Source organism: Bradyrhizobium sp. 17 (genome assembly GCF_023073515.1).
GTDB lineage: Bacteria > Pseudomonadota > Alphaproteobacteria > Rhizobiales > Xanthobacteraceae > Bradyrhizobium > Bradyrhizobium canariense_D.
This window is the reverse complement of the sequence record NZ_JADPJQ010000127.1, coordinates 48885-64155: the sequence shown is the minus strand read 5'-3', so window position 1 is coordinate 64155 and position 15271 is coordinate 48885. Positions and strand designations below refer to the sequence as shown.

At 62.7% G+C, this 15271-nt stretch carries 18 protein-coding genes; 15 read left to right on the top strand and 3 right to left on the bottom strand.

The features are described from left to right. Positions 1-9: 9 nt before the first annotated feature. Positions 10-678, bottom strand: coding sequence for a TetR/AcrR family transcriptional regulator (locus IVB13_RS34520; RefSeq protein WP_247397231.1), 669 nt, complete (start codon positions 676-678; stop codon positions 10-12). 400 nt (positions 679-1078) lie between these two features. Here IVB13_RS34520 and IVB13_RS34515 point away from each other — a divergent pair, with 400 nt between their 5' ends. The 12 genes from IVB13_RS34515 to IVB13_RS34460 all read left to right on the top strand — a co-directional run bounded on the left by IVB13_RS34515 (position 1079) and on the right by IVB13_RS34460 (position 11479). Further along, positions 1079-1909 carry a tripartite tricarboxylate transporter substrate binding protein gene (locus tag IVB13_RS34515; protein ID WP_247397232.1) on the top strand — a complete coding sequence of 277 codons (831 nt, stop codon included), beginning with the start codon at positions 1079-1081 and terminating at the stop codon, positions 1907-1909. Positions 1910-1927: 18 nt separating this feature from the next. Then, the gene (locus IVB13_RS34510) at positions 1928-3106 is read left to right on the top strand and encodes an acyl-CoA dehydrogenase family protein (RefSeq protein WP_247491843.1); all 1179 of its coding nucleotides are present in this window, start codon (positions 1928-1930) and stop codon (positions 3104-3106) included. A 19-nt stretch (positions 3107-3125) separates the two neighbouring features. Then, positions 3126-3788: a 3-oxoacid CoA-transferase subunit A gene (locus IVB13_RS34505; protein WP_018456527.1), complete on the top strand. Its 663-nt coding sequence runs from the start codon at positions 3126-3128 to the stop codon at positions 3786-3788. Next, positions 3785-4462 (top strand): 3-oxoacid CoA-transferase subunit B, encoded by a 678-nt coding sequence (locus IVB13_RS34500; protein ID WP_247483981.1) that lies wholly within the window; start codon positions 3785-3787, stop codon positions 4460-4462. Before IVB13_RS34505 ends, IVB13_RS34500 begins: the two co-directional genes overlap by 4 nt. Then, positions 4459-6102, top strand: coding sequence for a thiamine pyrophosphate-dependent enzyme (locus tag IVB13_RS34495; protein ID WP_247491841.1), 1644 nt, complete (start codon positions 4459-4461; stop codon positions 6100-6102). Before IVB13_RS34500 ends, IVB13_RS34495 begins: the two co-directional genes overlap by 4 nt. 71 nt (positions 6103-6173) lie before the next feature. Then, positions 6174-6647: an MOSC domain-containing protein gene (locus IVB13_RS34490; RefSeq protein WP_247491839.1), complete on the top strand. Its 474-nt coding sequence runs from the start codon at positions 6174-6176 to the stop codon at positions 6645-6647. Then, entirely contained in the window at positions 6648-7598 is a 951-nt protein-coding gene (locus tag IVB13_RS34485) for a PDR/VanB family oxidoreductase (RefSeq protein WP_247491837.1), read from the top strand. A gap of 87 nt (positions 7599-7685) precedes the next feature. Continuing rightward, positions 7686-8219: a helix-turn-helix domain-containing protein gene (locus IVB13_RS34480; protein WP_018456532.1), complete on the top strand. Its 534-nt coding sequence runs from the start codon at positions 7686-7688 to the stop codon at positions 8217-8219. Positions 8220-8229: 10 nt separating this feature from the next. Further along, entirely contained in the window at positions 8230-8697 is a 468-nt protein-coding gene (locus IVB13_RS34475; protein WP_247483986.1) for a tripartite tricarboxylate transporter TctB family protein, read from the top strand. Then, entirely contained in the window at positions 8698-10251 is a 1554-nt protein-coding gene (locus tag IVB13_RS34470; protein ID WP_247491835.1) for a tripartite tricarboxylate transporter permease, read from the top strand. A gap of 367 nt (positions 10252-10618) precedes the next feature. Beyond that, positions 10619-10771, top strand: coding sequence for a rubredoxin (locus tag IVB13_RS34465; protein ID WP_247492179.1), 153 nt, complete (start codon positions 10619-10621; stop codon positions 10769-10771). Positions 10772-10834: 63 nt separating this feature from the next. Beyond that, complete coding sequence (locus tag IVB13_RS34460; RefSeq protein WP_247491833.1) at positions 10835-11479, top strand: FMN-binding negative transcriptional regulator; 645 nt, start codon at positions 10835-10837, stop codon at positions 11477-11479. 538 nt (positions 11480-12017) lie between these two features. On the opposite strand, the gene IVB13_RS34455 is transcribed toward IVB13_RS34460, so the two are convergent. Beyond that, on the bottom strand, positions 12018-12179 hold the full coding sequence (locus IVB13_RS34455) for a hypothetical protein (RefSeq protein ID WP_247491831.1): 162 nt from the start codon (positions 12177-12179) through the stop codon (positions 12018-12020). Positions 12180-12225: 46 nt separating this feature from the next. After that, positions 12226-12585: a hypothetical protein gene (locus IVB13_RS34450; RefSeq protein WP_018456539.1), complete on the bottom strand. Its 360-nt coding sequence runs from the start codon at positions 12583-12585 to the stop codon at positions 12226-12228. Between the two features lie 88 nt (positions 12586-12673). Here IVB13_RS34450 and IVB13_RS34445 point away from each other — a divergent pair, with 88 nt between their 5' ends. The 3 genes from IVB13_RS34445 to IVB13_RS34435 all read left to right on the top strand — a co-directional run bounded on the left by IVB13_RS34445 (position 12674) and on the right by IVB13_RS34435 (position 14774). Beyond that, on the top strand, positions 12674-12844 hold the full coding sequence (locus IVB13_RS34445; protein ID WP_247491829.1) for a hypothetical protein: 171 nt from the start codon (positions 12674-12676) through the stop codon (positions 12842-12844). A gap of 786 nt (positions 12845-13630) precedes the next feature. Next, on the top strand, positions 13631-13984 hold the full coding sequence (locus tag IVB13_RS34440) for a hypothetical protein (protein WP_247491828.1): 354 nt from the start codon (positions 13631-13633) through the stop codon (positions 13982-13984). A 382-nt stretch (positions 13985-14366) separates the two neighbouring features. Further along, positions 14367-14774 carry a hypothetical protein gene (locus tag IVB13_RS34435; RefSeq protein ID WP_039799784.1) on the top strand — a complete coding sequence of 136 codons (408 nt, stop codon included), beginning with the start codon at positions 14367-14369 and terminating at the stop codon, positions 14772-14774. Positions 14775-15271 lie beyond the last annotated feature (497 nt).

The following is a 15271-nucleotide window of genomic DNA, read 5'->3' as shown; positions in this document are numbered from 1 at the left end:
AACTCCTCTTCACGATTTTCTTCTGGACCTGGCCTTCGGCTCGTCCGGACGCGGCAGGCCGGCGACGAAACCGGCGATGAAGGTATCAAGCGGGAGGCCGTTCTTGACGAGGCGCGCACGCATCACCGCTCCCTCCCAGCCGATCCAGAAAAACTCAGCCAGGGCATCGCAGTCCGCGCTGCCGATCTCGCCAGCCTCGTATGCGCGTTCCAGGCAATGCGCCACCTTCCGCTGCCATCCTTTGACGATCTCGTCCAAGGCGGACCTGTAATCGTCGGGCAGCGCTTCGACCTCTTGGCTGAGGTTTCCGACGAGGCATCCGCGCGTATAGCTGTATTTCGCCATGCCCGCTTTGGCGCCTTCGACGAAAGCTCGCATCCGCGCCAACGGCGCAAGCGTCCCGTCGTCCAGGGCGCGGTCCAGCTTGTGCCGGAAGAAGGAGTCGTAGGCCTTCATGATTTCGCGGCCGTAGTCGGCCTTGCTTTCGAAGTAGTGGTAGAACGAACCCTTTGGCACGGTGGCGCGGCGCAGCAGCGCGTCCAGGCCCGTAGCTGCAAAACCTTGTTGGGTCATCACCTCCATTCCGCAACGGATCAGAACGTCGCGGGTCGGCGCATAGCCGACTTGGTTTCGGCCCTGCCAATTGAGCTCGCGGTGGTTGTCTGTAGATTTCGCCATTTGCGTTCTCTGTAGACCGATCGTCTAGAACACAACGACGGGGTTTGGCAACCCTGGAAGGTCGGGCTGCCGGGCGGTACATTCGGCTTAGATGTGGCCTAACAGGCATGATGCACGCTTTTTCCGCAACGTTTGCCCGGTCAATGTGCGCCTCCTGGTCGGATCACGGTCGTTTCACACTTGACACAAAGTGTCCTTGGCTTGAAGGTGGGCCGTCCTTCGAGGGAGGTGCTGCATGTTTCGATCGCTCCGAAAAACTGCGTCGATTGGCGCCGGCGCCGCGGTTCTTTGTCTCGGCTTCCTTGCTGGACCGATCGAGGCCGCCGATGCTTATCCCTCAACCACGATTAAGCTGGTCGTCGGATTTCCCCCCGGAGGGCCAACGGACATCATCGGCCGGGTGATCGGTCGTCTGCTGGCGAAGGAGTTGAATCAAAACGTCATCGTCGAGAACAACGGCGGCGCCGGGGGCATGATCGCCGCGTCCAACGTCTCCCGCGCAAACCCTGACGGCTACACGCTTCTCGTCGCGGTGGAGTCCTCCAATACTCGCGCAAAGGCACTGTATTCGTCGGTGCGCTACGATCAGCAGAAGGGCTTCACCTATATCCGCAAGGTTGCGAAACAGCGGAACCTGCTCGTGGTGAACCCGAAGCTTCCAGTGTCCACTGTTCCGGAACTCGTGGCCTATCTGAAAGCGCACCCTGGAGAAGTAAACTTCGGCGGGACGTTCGGGGCGACGTCCCATGTCGGCGGCACGCTGTTCGACATGGCCTATGATACGAAGATGACGTTCATCAACTATTCGGGCGGCAATCAACCGATCGTCGATTGCATGTCGGGCATCCTGCAGGTGGGCTTCTTCACCGAAGCCACGATCGGCCAGCAGGTCAAGGCCGGATCCCTGAAGGCGCTCGCGGTGACGTCGGCCGACCGGTCGCCGGCCTTCCCGGATCTGCCGACGATCGAGCAGGCCGCTGGCAAGCCTCTCGATATCTCGCCGTGGTTCGGGGTCGCGGGTCCGCCGAACCTTCCCGCGGACGTCGTCGCCAAGGTTGGCGCCGCACTTGACAAGGCTTCGAGCGACCCGGAATTCCTGAAGCAACTGGAAACGATCGGCGCCACGCTGATCACAGGTTCAACGGTCTCGACCTTCACGGCCGAGGTCGGACAGGAAGAGGCCTACTGGAATAAGTGGGCCAAGGACATTGGGGCGCCTCTTCAGAAGTAGCTCGCCGAAGGATCTCCTGTGGACTTCTATTACCAGTATGACGTTCATCTCTCTGCCGAAGAGCGTGCTCACGTGGCGAAGGCGCGGGCGTTCTGCGCCGGTGCCTTCTCCGAGAGCGTCTTCGCCGCGCACGTGTCAGGTGACGCGTTCCCGCAGAGGTGGATCGCCGACTGGGCCGCTCTCGGCATGCTGGGCCTCCAGGCCAAGCGCGCTCACGGTGGCTTGGAAGCGTCTTATCTGTGCAAAGTCCGGGTCGCGCAGGAAATGGCGCACCACGGGTTTGCGGCAGCGTTCTGCCTGAACCACCATCAAGGCGGAGCCACGCGCCTATCACAAACCGGTACGTCGATCCAGATCGAGCGCCTGCTGCAGCCCGCGTTGCGCGGCGAGCTTCTTCTGACAACCGCCATGACGGAGCCAGCTGGTGGCAGCGATGTTTCCGCCCTGACCACCACCGCGGTTCCAGTCAACGGCGGCTGGGCTCTGAGCGGCACCAAGGCGTGGATGACCGACGGCCTGCTGGTCGGTGGTCTGATCGTCCTGGCCCGCGTCGGAGACGCTGCGGGGACCGGTGAGATCGCCAGCTTTTACGTGCCTTTCGGCCAAGCCGAGACGGTGAAGAGGACCGAGATCGTCGTTCCCGGCGCGCGTTCCTTCCGTCTGGCCGAAGTGGTCTTCGACGCTCACTTCATTCCCGAATGGTGCCTGATCGCAGCGCCCGGCGCCGCGCTCAAGGCATCGATGGCATCGGTCAACGCGGCCCGCGTTCACGTGGCCGCCATGTGCGTGGCGACTCTGCATGCGGCGCTGTGCGAGGCGGTAGAGTACTGCGAACGCCGGCAGGCCTTCGGAAAGCCGCTGACCGGACATCAGGGCCTGCGCTGGGAGCTGGCGGAGGTGTCGGTCCGGCTTGAGGCCGCCAACGCGCTCGTCTTCCGCGCCGCCGAGCAGATACAGACCGGGGGAAATCCGGTCGCCCTCGCTGCGCAAGCCAAGAAGTTCGCTGTCGACACCGCGCTTTGGGGCATCGATCAGTGCGTCCGGATCGTGGGCGCGACGGGCGCCGGCGCAGCCCACCGCCTGAACATGCATTTCGCCGAGGTCCGGATGGCGGCCTACGCCGACGGCACCAACGAGATGCTGCTCGACCGGGTCGGCCGTGGCCTGTCAACGACGTACCTCAAATCAATCCCGTAGCAGAGACGGCGGATTTACGATGCGCAACGTAGTGGTTGAAGACGCGGCGGCGGCCGTGGAAGGCATCAAGGACGGCGACGCCGTCATGATGGGAGGGTTCGGCGGAGCGGGGCTTCCGCTCGGAGTGGTCAAGGCGGTGCTCGACCGGGGCGTCCGCGACCTGACGCTGATATCGAACAACGCCGGCTCGACCGAGGACGATCTGTCGCTGTGGTTCGAAGCCAGGATCGTTCGCAAGATCGTCTGCTCCTATCCGCGCAGCGCCAAGCAGTTCGCCGAACAATATCGTGCCGGCACGGTCGAGCTCGAACTCGTTCCGCAGGGCACGTTGGTGGAGCGCATCCGGGCGGGCGGCGCCGGTCTCGGCGGTTTCCTTTCTCCCGTCGGCGTCGGAACGGTATTCGCTGACGGCAAGGAGAAGATCGTCGTCGACGGACGCGAATTTATTCTTGAGCTACCGCTTCATGCAGATTTCGCTTTCGTCAAAGGTCATCTCGCCGACACGCTCGGCAACGTCACCTATAACAAGACCGCGCGCAACCACTGCGCGGTGATGGCGACCGCCGGCCGGACGGTCGCCGTGGAAGTCGACCGCGTGGTCAACGTCGGCGATTTGGATCCGGAAGCCATAGTCACTCCATGCATCTTCGTCGATCGCGTTTTCGCAAGGAGCTCCCGATGACACCGCTTGCACGCGATGCGCTGGCCCGCATGGTCGCACTTCATCTGCCGCAGGAGGGATTCGTCAATCTCGGTATCGGCGCACCGACGCACGTCGCTGACTACCTGCCGGAGGGGTCTGGCGTGATCCTTCACAGCGAGAACGGAGTCCTCAACGTGGGTCCGAAGCCGCCGGCGGGCGAAGAGGACTGGGATCTCATCAATGCAGGGAAGATGCCCATCTCGATCCGGACCGGCGGTTCCTACTTCGACTCCAGCCTCTCGTTCGCGATGATGCGAGGCGGTCATCTCGACGTGGCAGTGCTCGGCGCCTTTCAGGTGTCCAAGGACGGTGATCTCGCCAACTGGACGACCGGTGACAACGGGTCTCCGCCCGGCATCGGCGGAGCCATCGATCTGGCGGTCGGCGCCAAGTCGATCTGGGTAATGATGGACCACACCACCAAGGATGGCCGCTCCCGCATCGTGGAGCGATGTGGGTATCCGCTCACGGCGCGCGGAGTGGTGACCCGCATCTTCACCAACCTCTGCATCATCGACGTAACCGAGGATGGCCTTGCCGTTCGGGCGCTACTTGACGGCCTCGCGATCGAGGCGCTGCGAGATCGGACGGAGGCGCCACTGCGCGTCATGGGCGATCCCCTGACCATCAGGCAGGACGGGAGCGTCGCATGACCTACCGCGTCGCGGAACTCGTCGCCGACTGTCTCGTCGCGCACGGGGTGGACAGGGCCTTCGGCGTCCCGGGAGAAAGCTTTCTGGCGCTGCTGGACGCGCTGCGCGACCGTAACGATTTCGATCTGGTGACTTGCCGGCACGAAGGAAGCGCGAGCCTCGCGGCGGTCGCTGACGCCAAACTCACAGGGCGCGCAGGCGTCGTGATGACGAGCCGTGGTCCGGGCGCCTTCAACGCAGCGCTCGGGTTGCATGTGGCCGCGCAGGAGGCGATTCCGCTGGTGATGCTGGTCGGTCAGGTCGATCGTCCGAACCTCGCAAGGGACGCGGTGCAGGAGATCGACTGTGGCCGATCTTTCGATGGCGTGCTGAAGTGGTCGGTGCGTCTGAACTCGGCGGATCTCGTTCCAGAGATGATGGCCCGCGCGTTCGCCGTGGCCCATGCGGGAACGCCAGGTCCCGTCGCCGTCGAACTGCCGGAAGATCTCCTTGAAGACCCGGCCGAGGGATTTGTGGCCACAGCCAACGGAGCTGTGCGTCCGGAGCCCGGTGCTGCGGCCATTGAACAGGCGAGGGCGGCGTTGAGGGCCGCGGAGCGGCCGATCCTGCTGGTCGGCGGCGAATGCCGGACGGCATCGTTCCGCCAAGATCTGATCGCGTTTTCCGAGAAATGGAACGTGCCCGTCGTCACTATGAACAAAATGCAGGACCAGTTCCCGAACTCTCACCCGCTGTGGGCGGGTCAGTTCGGGTTCTTCACGTCTCAGCCTCATGTGAAACTGCTCGAACGCGCCGACCTCGTCGTTGCCGTCGGAACACGTCTGGGCGATCTGTCCTCGCTCGGCTTTGCGTTTCCGAGACAGGCCGAGCCTCGCCAGCCATTGGTCCATGTCTATCCAGATCCCGATGCGATCGGAAAGCGCGTCCGAACCGACGTCGCGGTCGTCTCTGGATCGCATGCATTCGTGTCGGCCATGCTCGCAACTCCCGCGACGGCGCGGGCCTGCGCCGAGTGGTCCTCCGCGGCTGCCGCGGCGCGGACGGCCACGCATGGTTGGCCTCGGTTCGGCGTACCATCGGCGGACGTCTTCGGTCACGCGGTGGCGGCGATCGCCGCGCACTTCAGGCCCGATGGCATCGTCACGACGGATTCAGGCAATTTCGCCGGATGGGTCCATCGCATCTTCAGCCTCGAGCCGACCGCGCGGCTGCTCGGCTCGGCTTGCGGGGCGATGGGCAGTGGGGTCCCGTCCGGGCTCGCTGCCAGCCTTCGCTTTCCGGAGCGGCAGGTGGTTGCGTTCTGCGGAGACGGCGGCTTCCTGATGACGGGCAATGAGCTTGCGACGGCCGTCGCCAGAGGCGCGAACCTCACGATCGTCGTATCCAATAACCAGTCCTACGGGACCATCCGGTCGCACCAGGAGCGTGCCTATCCCGATCGTCCGTACGGCACGGATCTTTCGAATCTCGACTTTGCCGCTTTGGCGCGCGCCTTCGGCGCGACCGGCTTCGTCATCGAGGATGCGGAACGTGCCCCCGGGACCGTCGCGGAGGCGATGACGACCAAGGGACCGGTCGTCATCGAGGTGCGATCAGACGTGCGCCAGACCCTCGACAAATCGCTCGCCGCATCACGTTGAGACCAGTTCGGATTAAGACCCATGGAGAGAACATGATGGACGCGACCGCAATCGATGAGCCCGAGGTCACCATGTCCTGGCAGGGCGTCGTCCGCTTTTTGCACAAGACCCCGCGTGCTTTTTTGCCGATGCGCTCGTTTCCCTCGCTCGAGCTCGTCGCTGGACGCGGTATCGAGGGCGATCGATATTTCGTCGGCCACGAAACAGGATTCTACTCCCACAAGCCGGAGGAGGGGCGGCAGGTCACCCTGTTCGAGATGGAGACGCTCGAGGCCCTGCAACGCGACCACAAGATTGAGTTGCTGCCCGAGGAACATCGCCGGAATGTGACCGTCGAAGGCGTCCCGCTGAATCATCTCGTCGGCCGTCGCTTCCGGCTCGGAGAAGCGATTGTCGAGGCGACCCGCCTTTCAACGCCGTGCCGGCACATCGAGGAGATACTCGGCAAGTCCGTCTTCGATCCGTTGATCAACCGGTCGGGGCTAAACTGCAAGATCATCGCAGGGGGCACGCTACGCGTAGGCGACGCCGTGAGGCCGATCTAGATGGCGAAGGCGATCAAGACGGTCTCCACCGTCGTCTCGAAGGTCGAGGATCTCGGCAACGACACCAAGCGCTTCACGCTGGTCGACCAGGACGATTGGGAGCTGCCACCCTTTCGGGCCGGGGCCCATATCGACGTTCACCTGGAGCAGGGTCTCGTCCGGACCTATTCGCTCTGCAATGAACCGGACGATGATCGGCGCTACGTGATCGCGGTGAAGCGCGAACGCGAAGGCCGCGGCGGCTCGAACTTCCTGCACGATCGCGTGGAGGCCGGACAGCCGATTTCGGTCTCGCTGCCGCGCGGCGGGATCGCACTGGACCAGGAGGGAACGAACGTATTCCTCGCGGGAGGCATCGGCGTAACCCCGTTCATCTCCGCAATTCGGCATCTCGAACGACGAGGGCGCTCGAACTACGTGCTGCACTGGACCAGCCGCGGACGACCGGTCCTGACCGACATGATCGCGCCGGCAATCGGAGCAGGCCGTGTCCGCCTCTACGATACGACCGCGCAGGCCAAGCCCGTCATCGCCGAAATTGTCGGGGAATTTGCCAGATGTGGCCTAGCGGCCTGCTGCGGACCCGCAGCGATGCTGAAGGCTTTCGAAGATGCCGTCTCGGCCTGGCCGGAAGAGCGCAAACACATCGAAATGTTCACCCCGCCCAAGGCCATCGCCCGAAGCGACGTGCCTCCCTACGAGCTGTATCTGTCGGCGAGCCAGAAGCTTGCAACTGTCACGCCAGATGTTGGTCTTCTCGGAACGCTCGATGCCCTCGGCGTCGACGTCCCCGTGTCCTGCGGCGGCGGCATCTGTGGCGCCTGCCGCACGCGCTGGACCGAAGGGCCCCCCATCCATCGCGATCGCGTGCTTTCGCCTGCTGAGCGGCAGAATGAGCTCATCGTCTGCGTGGGCGATTGCGCCGGACAACGGCTAGTGCTGGATCTGTGATCAGTCGGCACCCGTTCTAAGGTTTGAACTATCGGTGGTTTGGTGCGAGATCGATGCGGGCAGTAACTTGGGAAAGAGCCGAGCGCAATGACACTCAACCTCAAATTCCTTCGCGTGCAGAGCGGCATGACGCTGGAGCAGCTTGCCGCCGATTCCGGTTTGACCCGCAGCTATCTTTCCAAGCTGGAACGCGGGCTCTCCTCTCCGTCGATAGGCTCCGCCCTCAAGATCGCCGCGGCTCTCGGAACGACCTTAGACCGCTTCTACGGCCAGCCGGACGACCACGACCCGATCACAATTGTCCGCGCGAAGAACGGGAAGGCCGGCGACGTCGACACGCACCTGTCGCTAGTCGCCGGTCTGGCTCCCGACCGCACCATGCGCGCCTTTATCGTGCGACCGACCAAGACGGCGAAACGCGGTCGCATCATGAGTCACCACGAAGGTGAGGAAATCCTGTTCATTCTCTCCGGCCGGATCGAGCTCGTCATCGGAAAGCGCAAGGAGACATTGAAGCCGGGCGATTGCGTCCAGTTCGACTCCACGATTCCGCACAAACTGACGCAGGTGTCTTCCGAACCAGCCTCGGCGCTCGTCGTGATAGCGACCACAACCAACTAGAGGTGCCGATATGCCGATGATGCTGCGGAAGAAGGACTTCTACGCCGGGCTGCTCATGGTGCTGCTGGGCGCCGGGATCGGCGTCAACTCAGCAACATATTCGCTCGGGACCTTCGCGCACGTGGGACCGGGCATGTTTCCGTTGATGCTCGGCCTCATGATGGTTCTCGTCGGAGCCCTGATCTTCGTCACCGGATTGGCGACGCCTCTCGAAGAGGGAGAGCGCGTCTTGCCCGCGGCGATGGAATGGCGTGGCTGGGCCTGCATCCTCGCGGGTCCTCTGATGTTCGTCCTCTTCGGCCTCTATTTCGGAATGGCCGCGGCCACCTTCATGTGCATCTTCGTCTCCGCGCTCGGCGACAGGACCGCCACGCTGAAAGGATCAGCCGTCCTGGCCGCGGTCGTCGCGGTCGTCGGCTGCCTCCTCTTTTCCTACGTGCTCAAGGTTCCTTTCCCGCTGTACCGTTGGGGGTTTTAGATGTTCGCGAGCGCGCTTTCCGATCTCTGGTACGGCTTTGGTGTCGCTTTCGAGCCGCAAAATTTCATGTGGTGTTTTGTCGGCGTCCTCGTAGGCAACATGGTGGGCGTGCTGCCGGGAATGGGACCACTAGCCACCATCTCGGTGCTGCTACCGCTGACGTTCGGCATCAAGCCGGTCGGCGCCATCCTGATGCTGTCAGGGGTTTTCTATGGGGCCCAATACGGCGGCGCGATTTGTTCGATCCTGCTCAACTTACCGTGCCATCCGCCGCACGCGGTGACGTGCCTCGATGGGTTTCCGCTGACGAAGCAGGGCCGCGGCGGTGCGGCGCTCGGCATCACGGTCCTATCGTCGTTCGTCGGCGCTTCCTGGGGCATCCTGGAAATGATCTTTCTGGCTCCGGTGCTGGTGAAGGTCGCGCTGGAGTTCGGTCCAACTGAAATATGCTCGCTGATGCTTCTGGGCCTGCTCGCCGGTTCGACGCTGGCGAACGGCTCGCCTCTCAAAGGCATCGCCATGACGTTGCTCGGCCTGTTTCTAGGAATCGTGGGAACGGATGTCGAGACCGGCTCGGAGCGCTTCACCTTCGGCATCCCGAATCTCCTCGACGGCATCGAACTCGTCGGACTCGCTCTCGGCCTATTTGGTATCGCCGAGTTCATGAAGAGCGTGAACCAATACTCTGAGGTGAACACGCGCTATTCGAAAGTCGGTTTGCGCGATCTGCGCCCATCACGCGACGAACTGCGCCGTTCCATCCCTGCGATGTTGCGCGGCACCGTCATCGGGAGCCTCTGCTCGCTCATTCCGGGAACGAGACCAACGATCGCTTCCTTTATCTCCTACGCAGCCGAGAAAAAGATTTCGAAGACGCCGGAGAAGTTCGGCACCGGCATGATCGAAGGCGTAGCCTGTCCAGAGGCGTCGACGCATTCGTCGGTACAGGGCGACTTCATTCCGACAATGAGCCTTGGTATTCCCGGGGACGCAGTCATGGCGCTGATCCTGGGTGCGCTGATGATTCAGGGCATCGTACCCGGTCCCCAACTGATCAAAGAGCACCCCGACATCTTTTGGGGCCTGATCGCGAGCTTCTGGATCGGCAACGTCATGCTGGTCTTGCTCAACGTCCCGCTGATCGGGCTGTGGGTGAAGCTCCTCATGATTCCGTATAAATATCTCTATCCAAGCGCGCTGTTCTTCGTCGCGATCGGCGTCTACTCGACCAACAACGACATGTTCCAGGTCGGCGAGACCGTCGTCGTTGGATTGATCGGCTATCTACTCCTGCTGCTCGATTTCCACCCGGCCTCGATCCTCCTCGGCTTCGTGCTGGGGCCACGACTTGAGGAGAACTTCCGCCGTTCGCTGCTGGTCTCGCGCGGTGATGCCATGATTTTCGTCGAGCGGCCGATCAGCGCGATCTTTCTTTTTCTTTGCGTGACGCTTCTGGCGGCGCAGGTCTATGTGCGTTTGCGCAAGCCGAAGGCTCTTGCGGCGCTCGACAATGCGGAGGGGAACGCCGTCTCGACCGCCCGGCCTGCCGAGTGAGCTTCATTCGTTCAAGAGCAGGTCGCTTCGCGGGCCAATAAAGACGACAGGCACTCCAGGCAACAAGAGCCCCAAGATGAGTCGTATCTCGACGAACGCGCCACCCGCGCGATGGCGCAGCATCGGCACGCCAGCAAACGCAAGGTGCAGGTGATGATCACGATCGGCGAAACAAAGGGAAAAGTAGTATCGCAGGCAAGAAACTGGTCCGGTAAACTGCAGTCATCTTGCACTGTTGGATAGGCCAGCCTTGCCCTAAATCGAACTCGTGAACCCTGCCACAGGAATAGGGGAAGTTGTCATGAGCAACGAAACTGCTCACGTGAACACGGAAATCGCAGGCGATGCGCCCGTCTACAAGACCTGGATGTGTGCACTGTGCGGGCTCATTCACAACGAGCGAGACGGATGGCCTGACGAGGGCATTCCGCCCGGCACCCGCTGGGAGGACGTGCCCGCAGATTGGATCTGCCCCGACTGTGGTGCTGGCAAGAGTGAATTCGAGATGACCGAGGTCTGAACCAAACCTGTTGATGCTGCGCGACCCAAGGGTGCACAGCGTCCTGCAATAGCCGGAGTTGTCATGTACGTCCCTCCGCACTTCGTTGAGGCTCGCGCCGAGGTGCTTCACGATCTCATTGAAAATAATCCGCTCGGCATCCTCTTTACGAACGGGAAGAGTGGACTCGACGCGAATCATATTCCGTTCGAACTGCATGCGCACGAAGGTCAGCAGGGCGTGCTTCATTCGCATGTAGCTCGTGCGAACCCTGTTTGGCAGGATCTCGCCACCGGTGATGAGGTTCTGATCGTCTTCCGCGCCGCGGATGCCTACATCGCGCCGAACTGGTATCCGAGCAAGGTCGAGTTCAAGAAGCAGGTCCCGTCTTGGAACTACATGGTTGCGCATGTGTACGGACGTGTCACGATCCGCGATGATGAGCGTCACGTCCGCGGCATGGTCGCGCGCCTGACGCGCATTCATGAGGCGAAACAGGCCAATCCTTGGAAGATGACCGACAGCCCCAAGGACTACATCGACACGATGCTCAAGATGATCGTCGGCATCGAGATCGAGATCACACGCCTGGTCGGCAAGTCGAAGCTGAGCCAGAACAAAGAGGTCCGGGATATCGTCGGCGCCGGCAATGCCCTGAAGGCACAGGGCAACATGATCGGCGACGCGATGCTGGCCGTTGCCGCCGTCAAGGCGGAGCAGGCCTCATAGCCAGAGATCCCAAAAAAAGACCATCGCGGCGACGCCGATCGTCGATACCGCAACGATCTCCGATCGAAACACGTCGGTTGACCTGCTCATTTTGGCGGCCTTGCGCTCCAACTGCAAAGCAGAGTGCAGCTCTTAGCAGGCAATCAGGTAAGGGCTATCGAACTCTCAGCGGCCCTCGCATCGAATAGAGCGAGCGGAAGTGATCGGGGTAGTCGACCCAGTTCGATATAGGTCTCCATGACACGCCGCAGCTGGGCCTCGCTGTTGGAATGTCGCGCGCGCAAGCCAGTCAATGGCGGGCTCTCCCTGAGTCGCCCTTTAGCTTCCGTGGTCATTCTCGCTGCAATTGTCTGCTCGTCCCTATCCTGCCGCAGCGGCCAGGGCGGCATTCGGTCGATTGGGCTTCGCAGCCAACGACCGTGTAGCTCAACTTCATACGGGAGGTCGCCTGTTCCCCGTTCTCGGACATCGGGCAGCGATCGCGTCGCGAGCTGACCTGCTAATGCACGGCTTCTGACGGTTGCCCTGGCCAGACCGTCTATTCCGGCACGTCAGCTCTCCGCCGCGGATGCACCCTCGCGTCAACCAAGACCTCGGTGATAGCGTCGCGGAGGCCGTCGCGATCCAGGATGCGGAGCAGCCAATCGACCGTGGTCTGCGCGTCGTCCTCGCGTGTCAGGTAGTTGGCCAGCGCGTTCATGGCGTCGTCATGGCTCTGCTCGAGGCGGCGGCCAGGGGCGCCATGCTCACACAGCTCCGCGCAGTGGAAGTGCTAGTTGGACAGCAAACGGCCGGGTAGCATTCGCTTCGATGAAGGCGCGCAGGGCTGGCGTGATCTCGGCGTTGCCCGCGGCGCGCTCACCAAGCTCATCTGCGACCTCGCTGGTGGCGTCGCGCGACCAGCCATCAACGGCGTTGAAAGCCACGATCCGGACCGGATAGGCGTACTGGCCCGTGATGAGGTCGCGGATGATCGTCTCGAAGTCGGTGTCCTGCTCGTCGGTCTCGCGCCATGAGCAGCCGGCCCGGGCACCGAAATCCTCCAGGACGAGGTAGATGTCCCGGTCGAGCCGATCCAGCGGCACGATGGACGGCGCATGACGCATGACGCAACTCCTACTGCGAGAAAGGCAATCCTGCTGACGGTCGTTCGTTCCGGGATCGGCTCGGCCCTGAGGGTGGCATTGCTGCGAGTTGCAGCGTCAAGCCGACTATCTCGACTCGACCGCTGGCGAGCAGCCGTTCGACAACCGCGTCGCTGATCACCTTGGTGCCGAAGCGCCAGCCACCGCGTGGGCGACGTTCAAATGGGCCATGTTCAAGCAGACGCAGAAGATAGCGCAGGTTCGTCCGATCCATCATTGAGTAGCCTCGCCCCAGTGCCGGCGGCGGGATCGTCCTTTGACACGCGCCCAGAGTCAATCGTGGGCGGCACGATCATGGAGGTTGCAGCCGGAGTTTTGTCGCGGGCAGGCAAAACGTAGGTCTGCCATGTCACTGCGCGAACGGCCTCAAGAAGCCGCTTAACATTCAGGTGCTTGATCGGCATCAAGGTCAGCCCTGCCGATCCTGTACGGTGCGGCCTTGTAGCCGAACAACTCCTTTCCGGCTGCTGAGCGATCGGCCCGTCCTCCAGGGTAGTACACCGGGCCCGTTCTTTAAGGCCATTGATGGAACCTCTGGTTCCTCTGGAACTTGTCCTACCCCGGACGCCTTACCGCCGATTATTGTCCGGGATGGAATGGCGGCCCCAGCCTGCAGCCCCCCGCTGGGGCCGTTTTGTTGCCCGCTGGGCGGGCGGAGGGCACGCAAGCTCCACGAACGCCATAAGAAAACGCCGCCCGCTTGAAATAAAGCGCAGGCGGCGTTCCAGCCCCGAGAGGGATTAGCAAAATCCCGGACATTCATTCGTCTGAACGGTCAGCGTAAAGGTTCAGGTGGCGGAGCGCTGGCCAGCGCGGGACCACAGCTAGGGCGGCAACGCCATTTGGCCGGCTCTTAGCAAGCTCCGGCTTGCTATCCTGGGCATGATGGCCATAGCTGCTCTTGTACTGGGCTCAGCCAGTCTTGCAGATTAGCAGCAGACACGGGCTGGAGGCCGCTGGGGCAATGAGACAGGAACGCTACCCCCCGGTGAGACGGGCGGGCTCGATGAACCCCGGGAAGGGCGCGTTGCCGCCGATGGTGTTCTCCTCGCGCGACGACTGGACAACTTATCGCCGATCACTGCAGCAGCGCGGTGCGCGCACTCCGGCGACGCGCAATGGCTGGGCCTGCGCAGCTGCAGCACGTCGAGAGCGCAAGCGTAGATATGGTGCGACGATCAAGGACGCGATGACGGCGCTGTGGGAGGCGTGGGATTGGGCGTGGGGCAAGCGGCTCAAGGCGATGATCCCGACCTTGCTGCCCGCGAGCAATATGGCCGATTGCAGCTTGGCCAGGCGGACCGTGATCGTGTTCTGGCCATCAACGCCGCGACCGTCGATCGCCTGCTCATCGAGGTGAAGATCGCGGCGAGCGGCGGCAGGCGGCGGCGTGCCCGACGGTTCATTTCTTCAGCCTCAGATAGGTCTCGGTGTTGGACAGCCGAATGAAGCTGTGAGCGCATCCGGTTGCCCGATGAGGCCTGCGGGAACGGTCGCCAAGACCCTTTCGGCCCCGGGGCCGCCCGGTAAGCGGAGGACGCCGAGCGGCCCTTTGGGCCGAGCCCGCGGCCGGCGAGCTTGGCGGGGCAGGCCTAATGCTTCGGTCTTGGCATTTGCAAGCTCGGTGCTGAGCGGGAGGAAAGCCCAGAATGCGGGTTCTCTTCCCAATTCGTTCTGGACAGCCGCATGGTCCGATGTAGGCTCATCATCATATTTTAATGATTTCGTTGCGGAGTGTGGCGTTGAGTTTTCAGCTCACTATCCTCAAGGTTCTGGACGGCCATCCCAGCGGCCGGGCGACGCTCGAAGAGCTGAAGCGCTATCTTGCCGTGCTCATGACCAGCGGGCCGGAATGGACGGCGCGGATGAAGCGCATGGAGACCCGTGCCGGCGGCAGCGTGGACATCTTCGGCAAGAAGCTGATTGTGCGCGAGCCTGGCGAGTGGCGCATAACCGACGCGGGCAGGGCCTTTCTCGCCGCGCTGGAGCGTCCACCAGCCGAGCACGAGCCGACACTTGATGACTTGATCGATGACGCGCCGTCGAGGGGTCCCCCGCCGCTTTCCAATACGCCGCAACGTCGCGTCAATGATCGCAAGGGGCGTCCCGGGAGGAGGGGGCGGACGCCACGAGAGCGCCGGTCGGCGTAGACCAGGAGGAGTGACGATGACCAACGTGCTTCCTTGGTACGCGGGACTTGTTGTCTGGATCATCATCATGGGCGTGGCAGTCGGTACTCTGGCAGCGGCCATGCATGATCGCCGTGTCAGGCGGTAAAAACGGAGACAGGTTGACGCGATCGACGCAAACCACGGATCGTGTTGGACGACGTTGGCAAGGCTCGCCACGACGACGACCTGGCTGACAATTACCTCCGCGCCGGGGGCGTCGCGGCGATCTGGATCGACGGAGGCCGGGCACATCGGCGCGGCGGACGATGCGACCGTCGACGACCAGCCGGCCGCATCGTCTGTTGCTGCATCCGCGGCGATCACTTCCGCCTCAGCTATCACCTGTACGATTGGAAGCACTCCGTCCAGGCAAGCCCCTTGTCATCGCGTATAAGCTCGAGGAGATAGTGGCCAGGCTCTCCAGAGGGCGCTCGCCGCGGTGGCGGCCTTCCACGCCGCCATCGAGAAGATGGAAG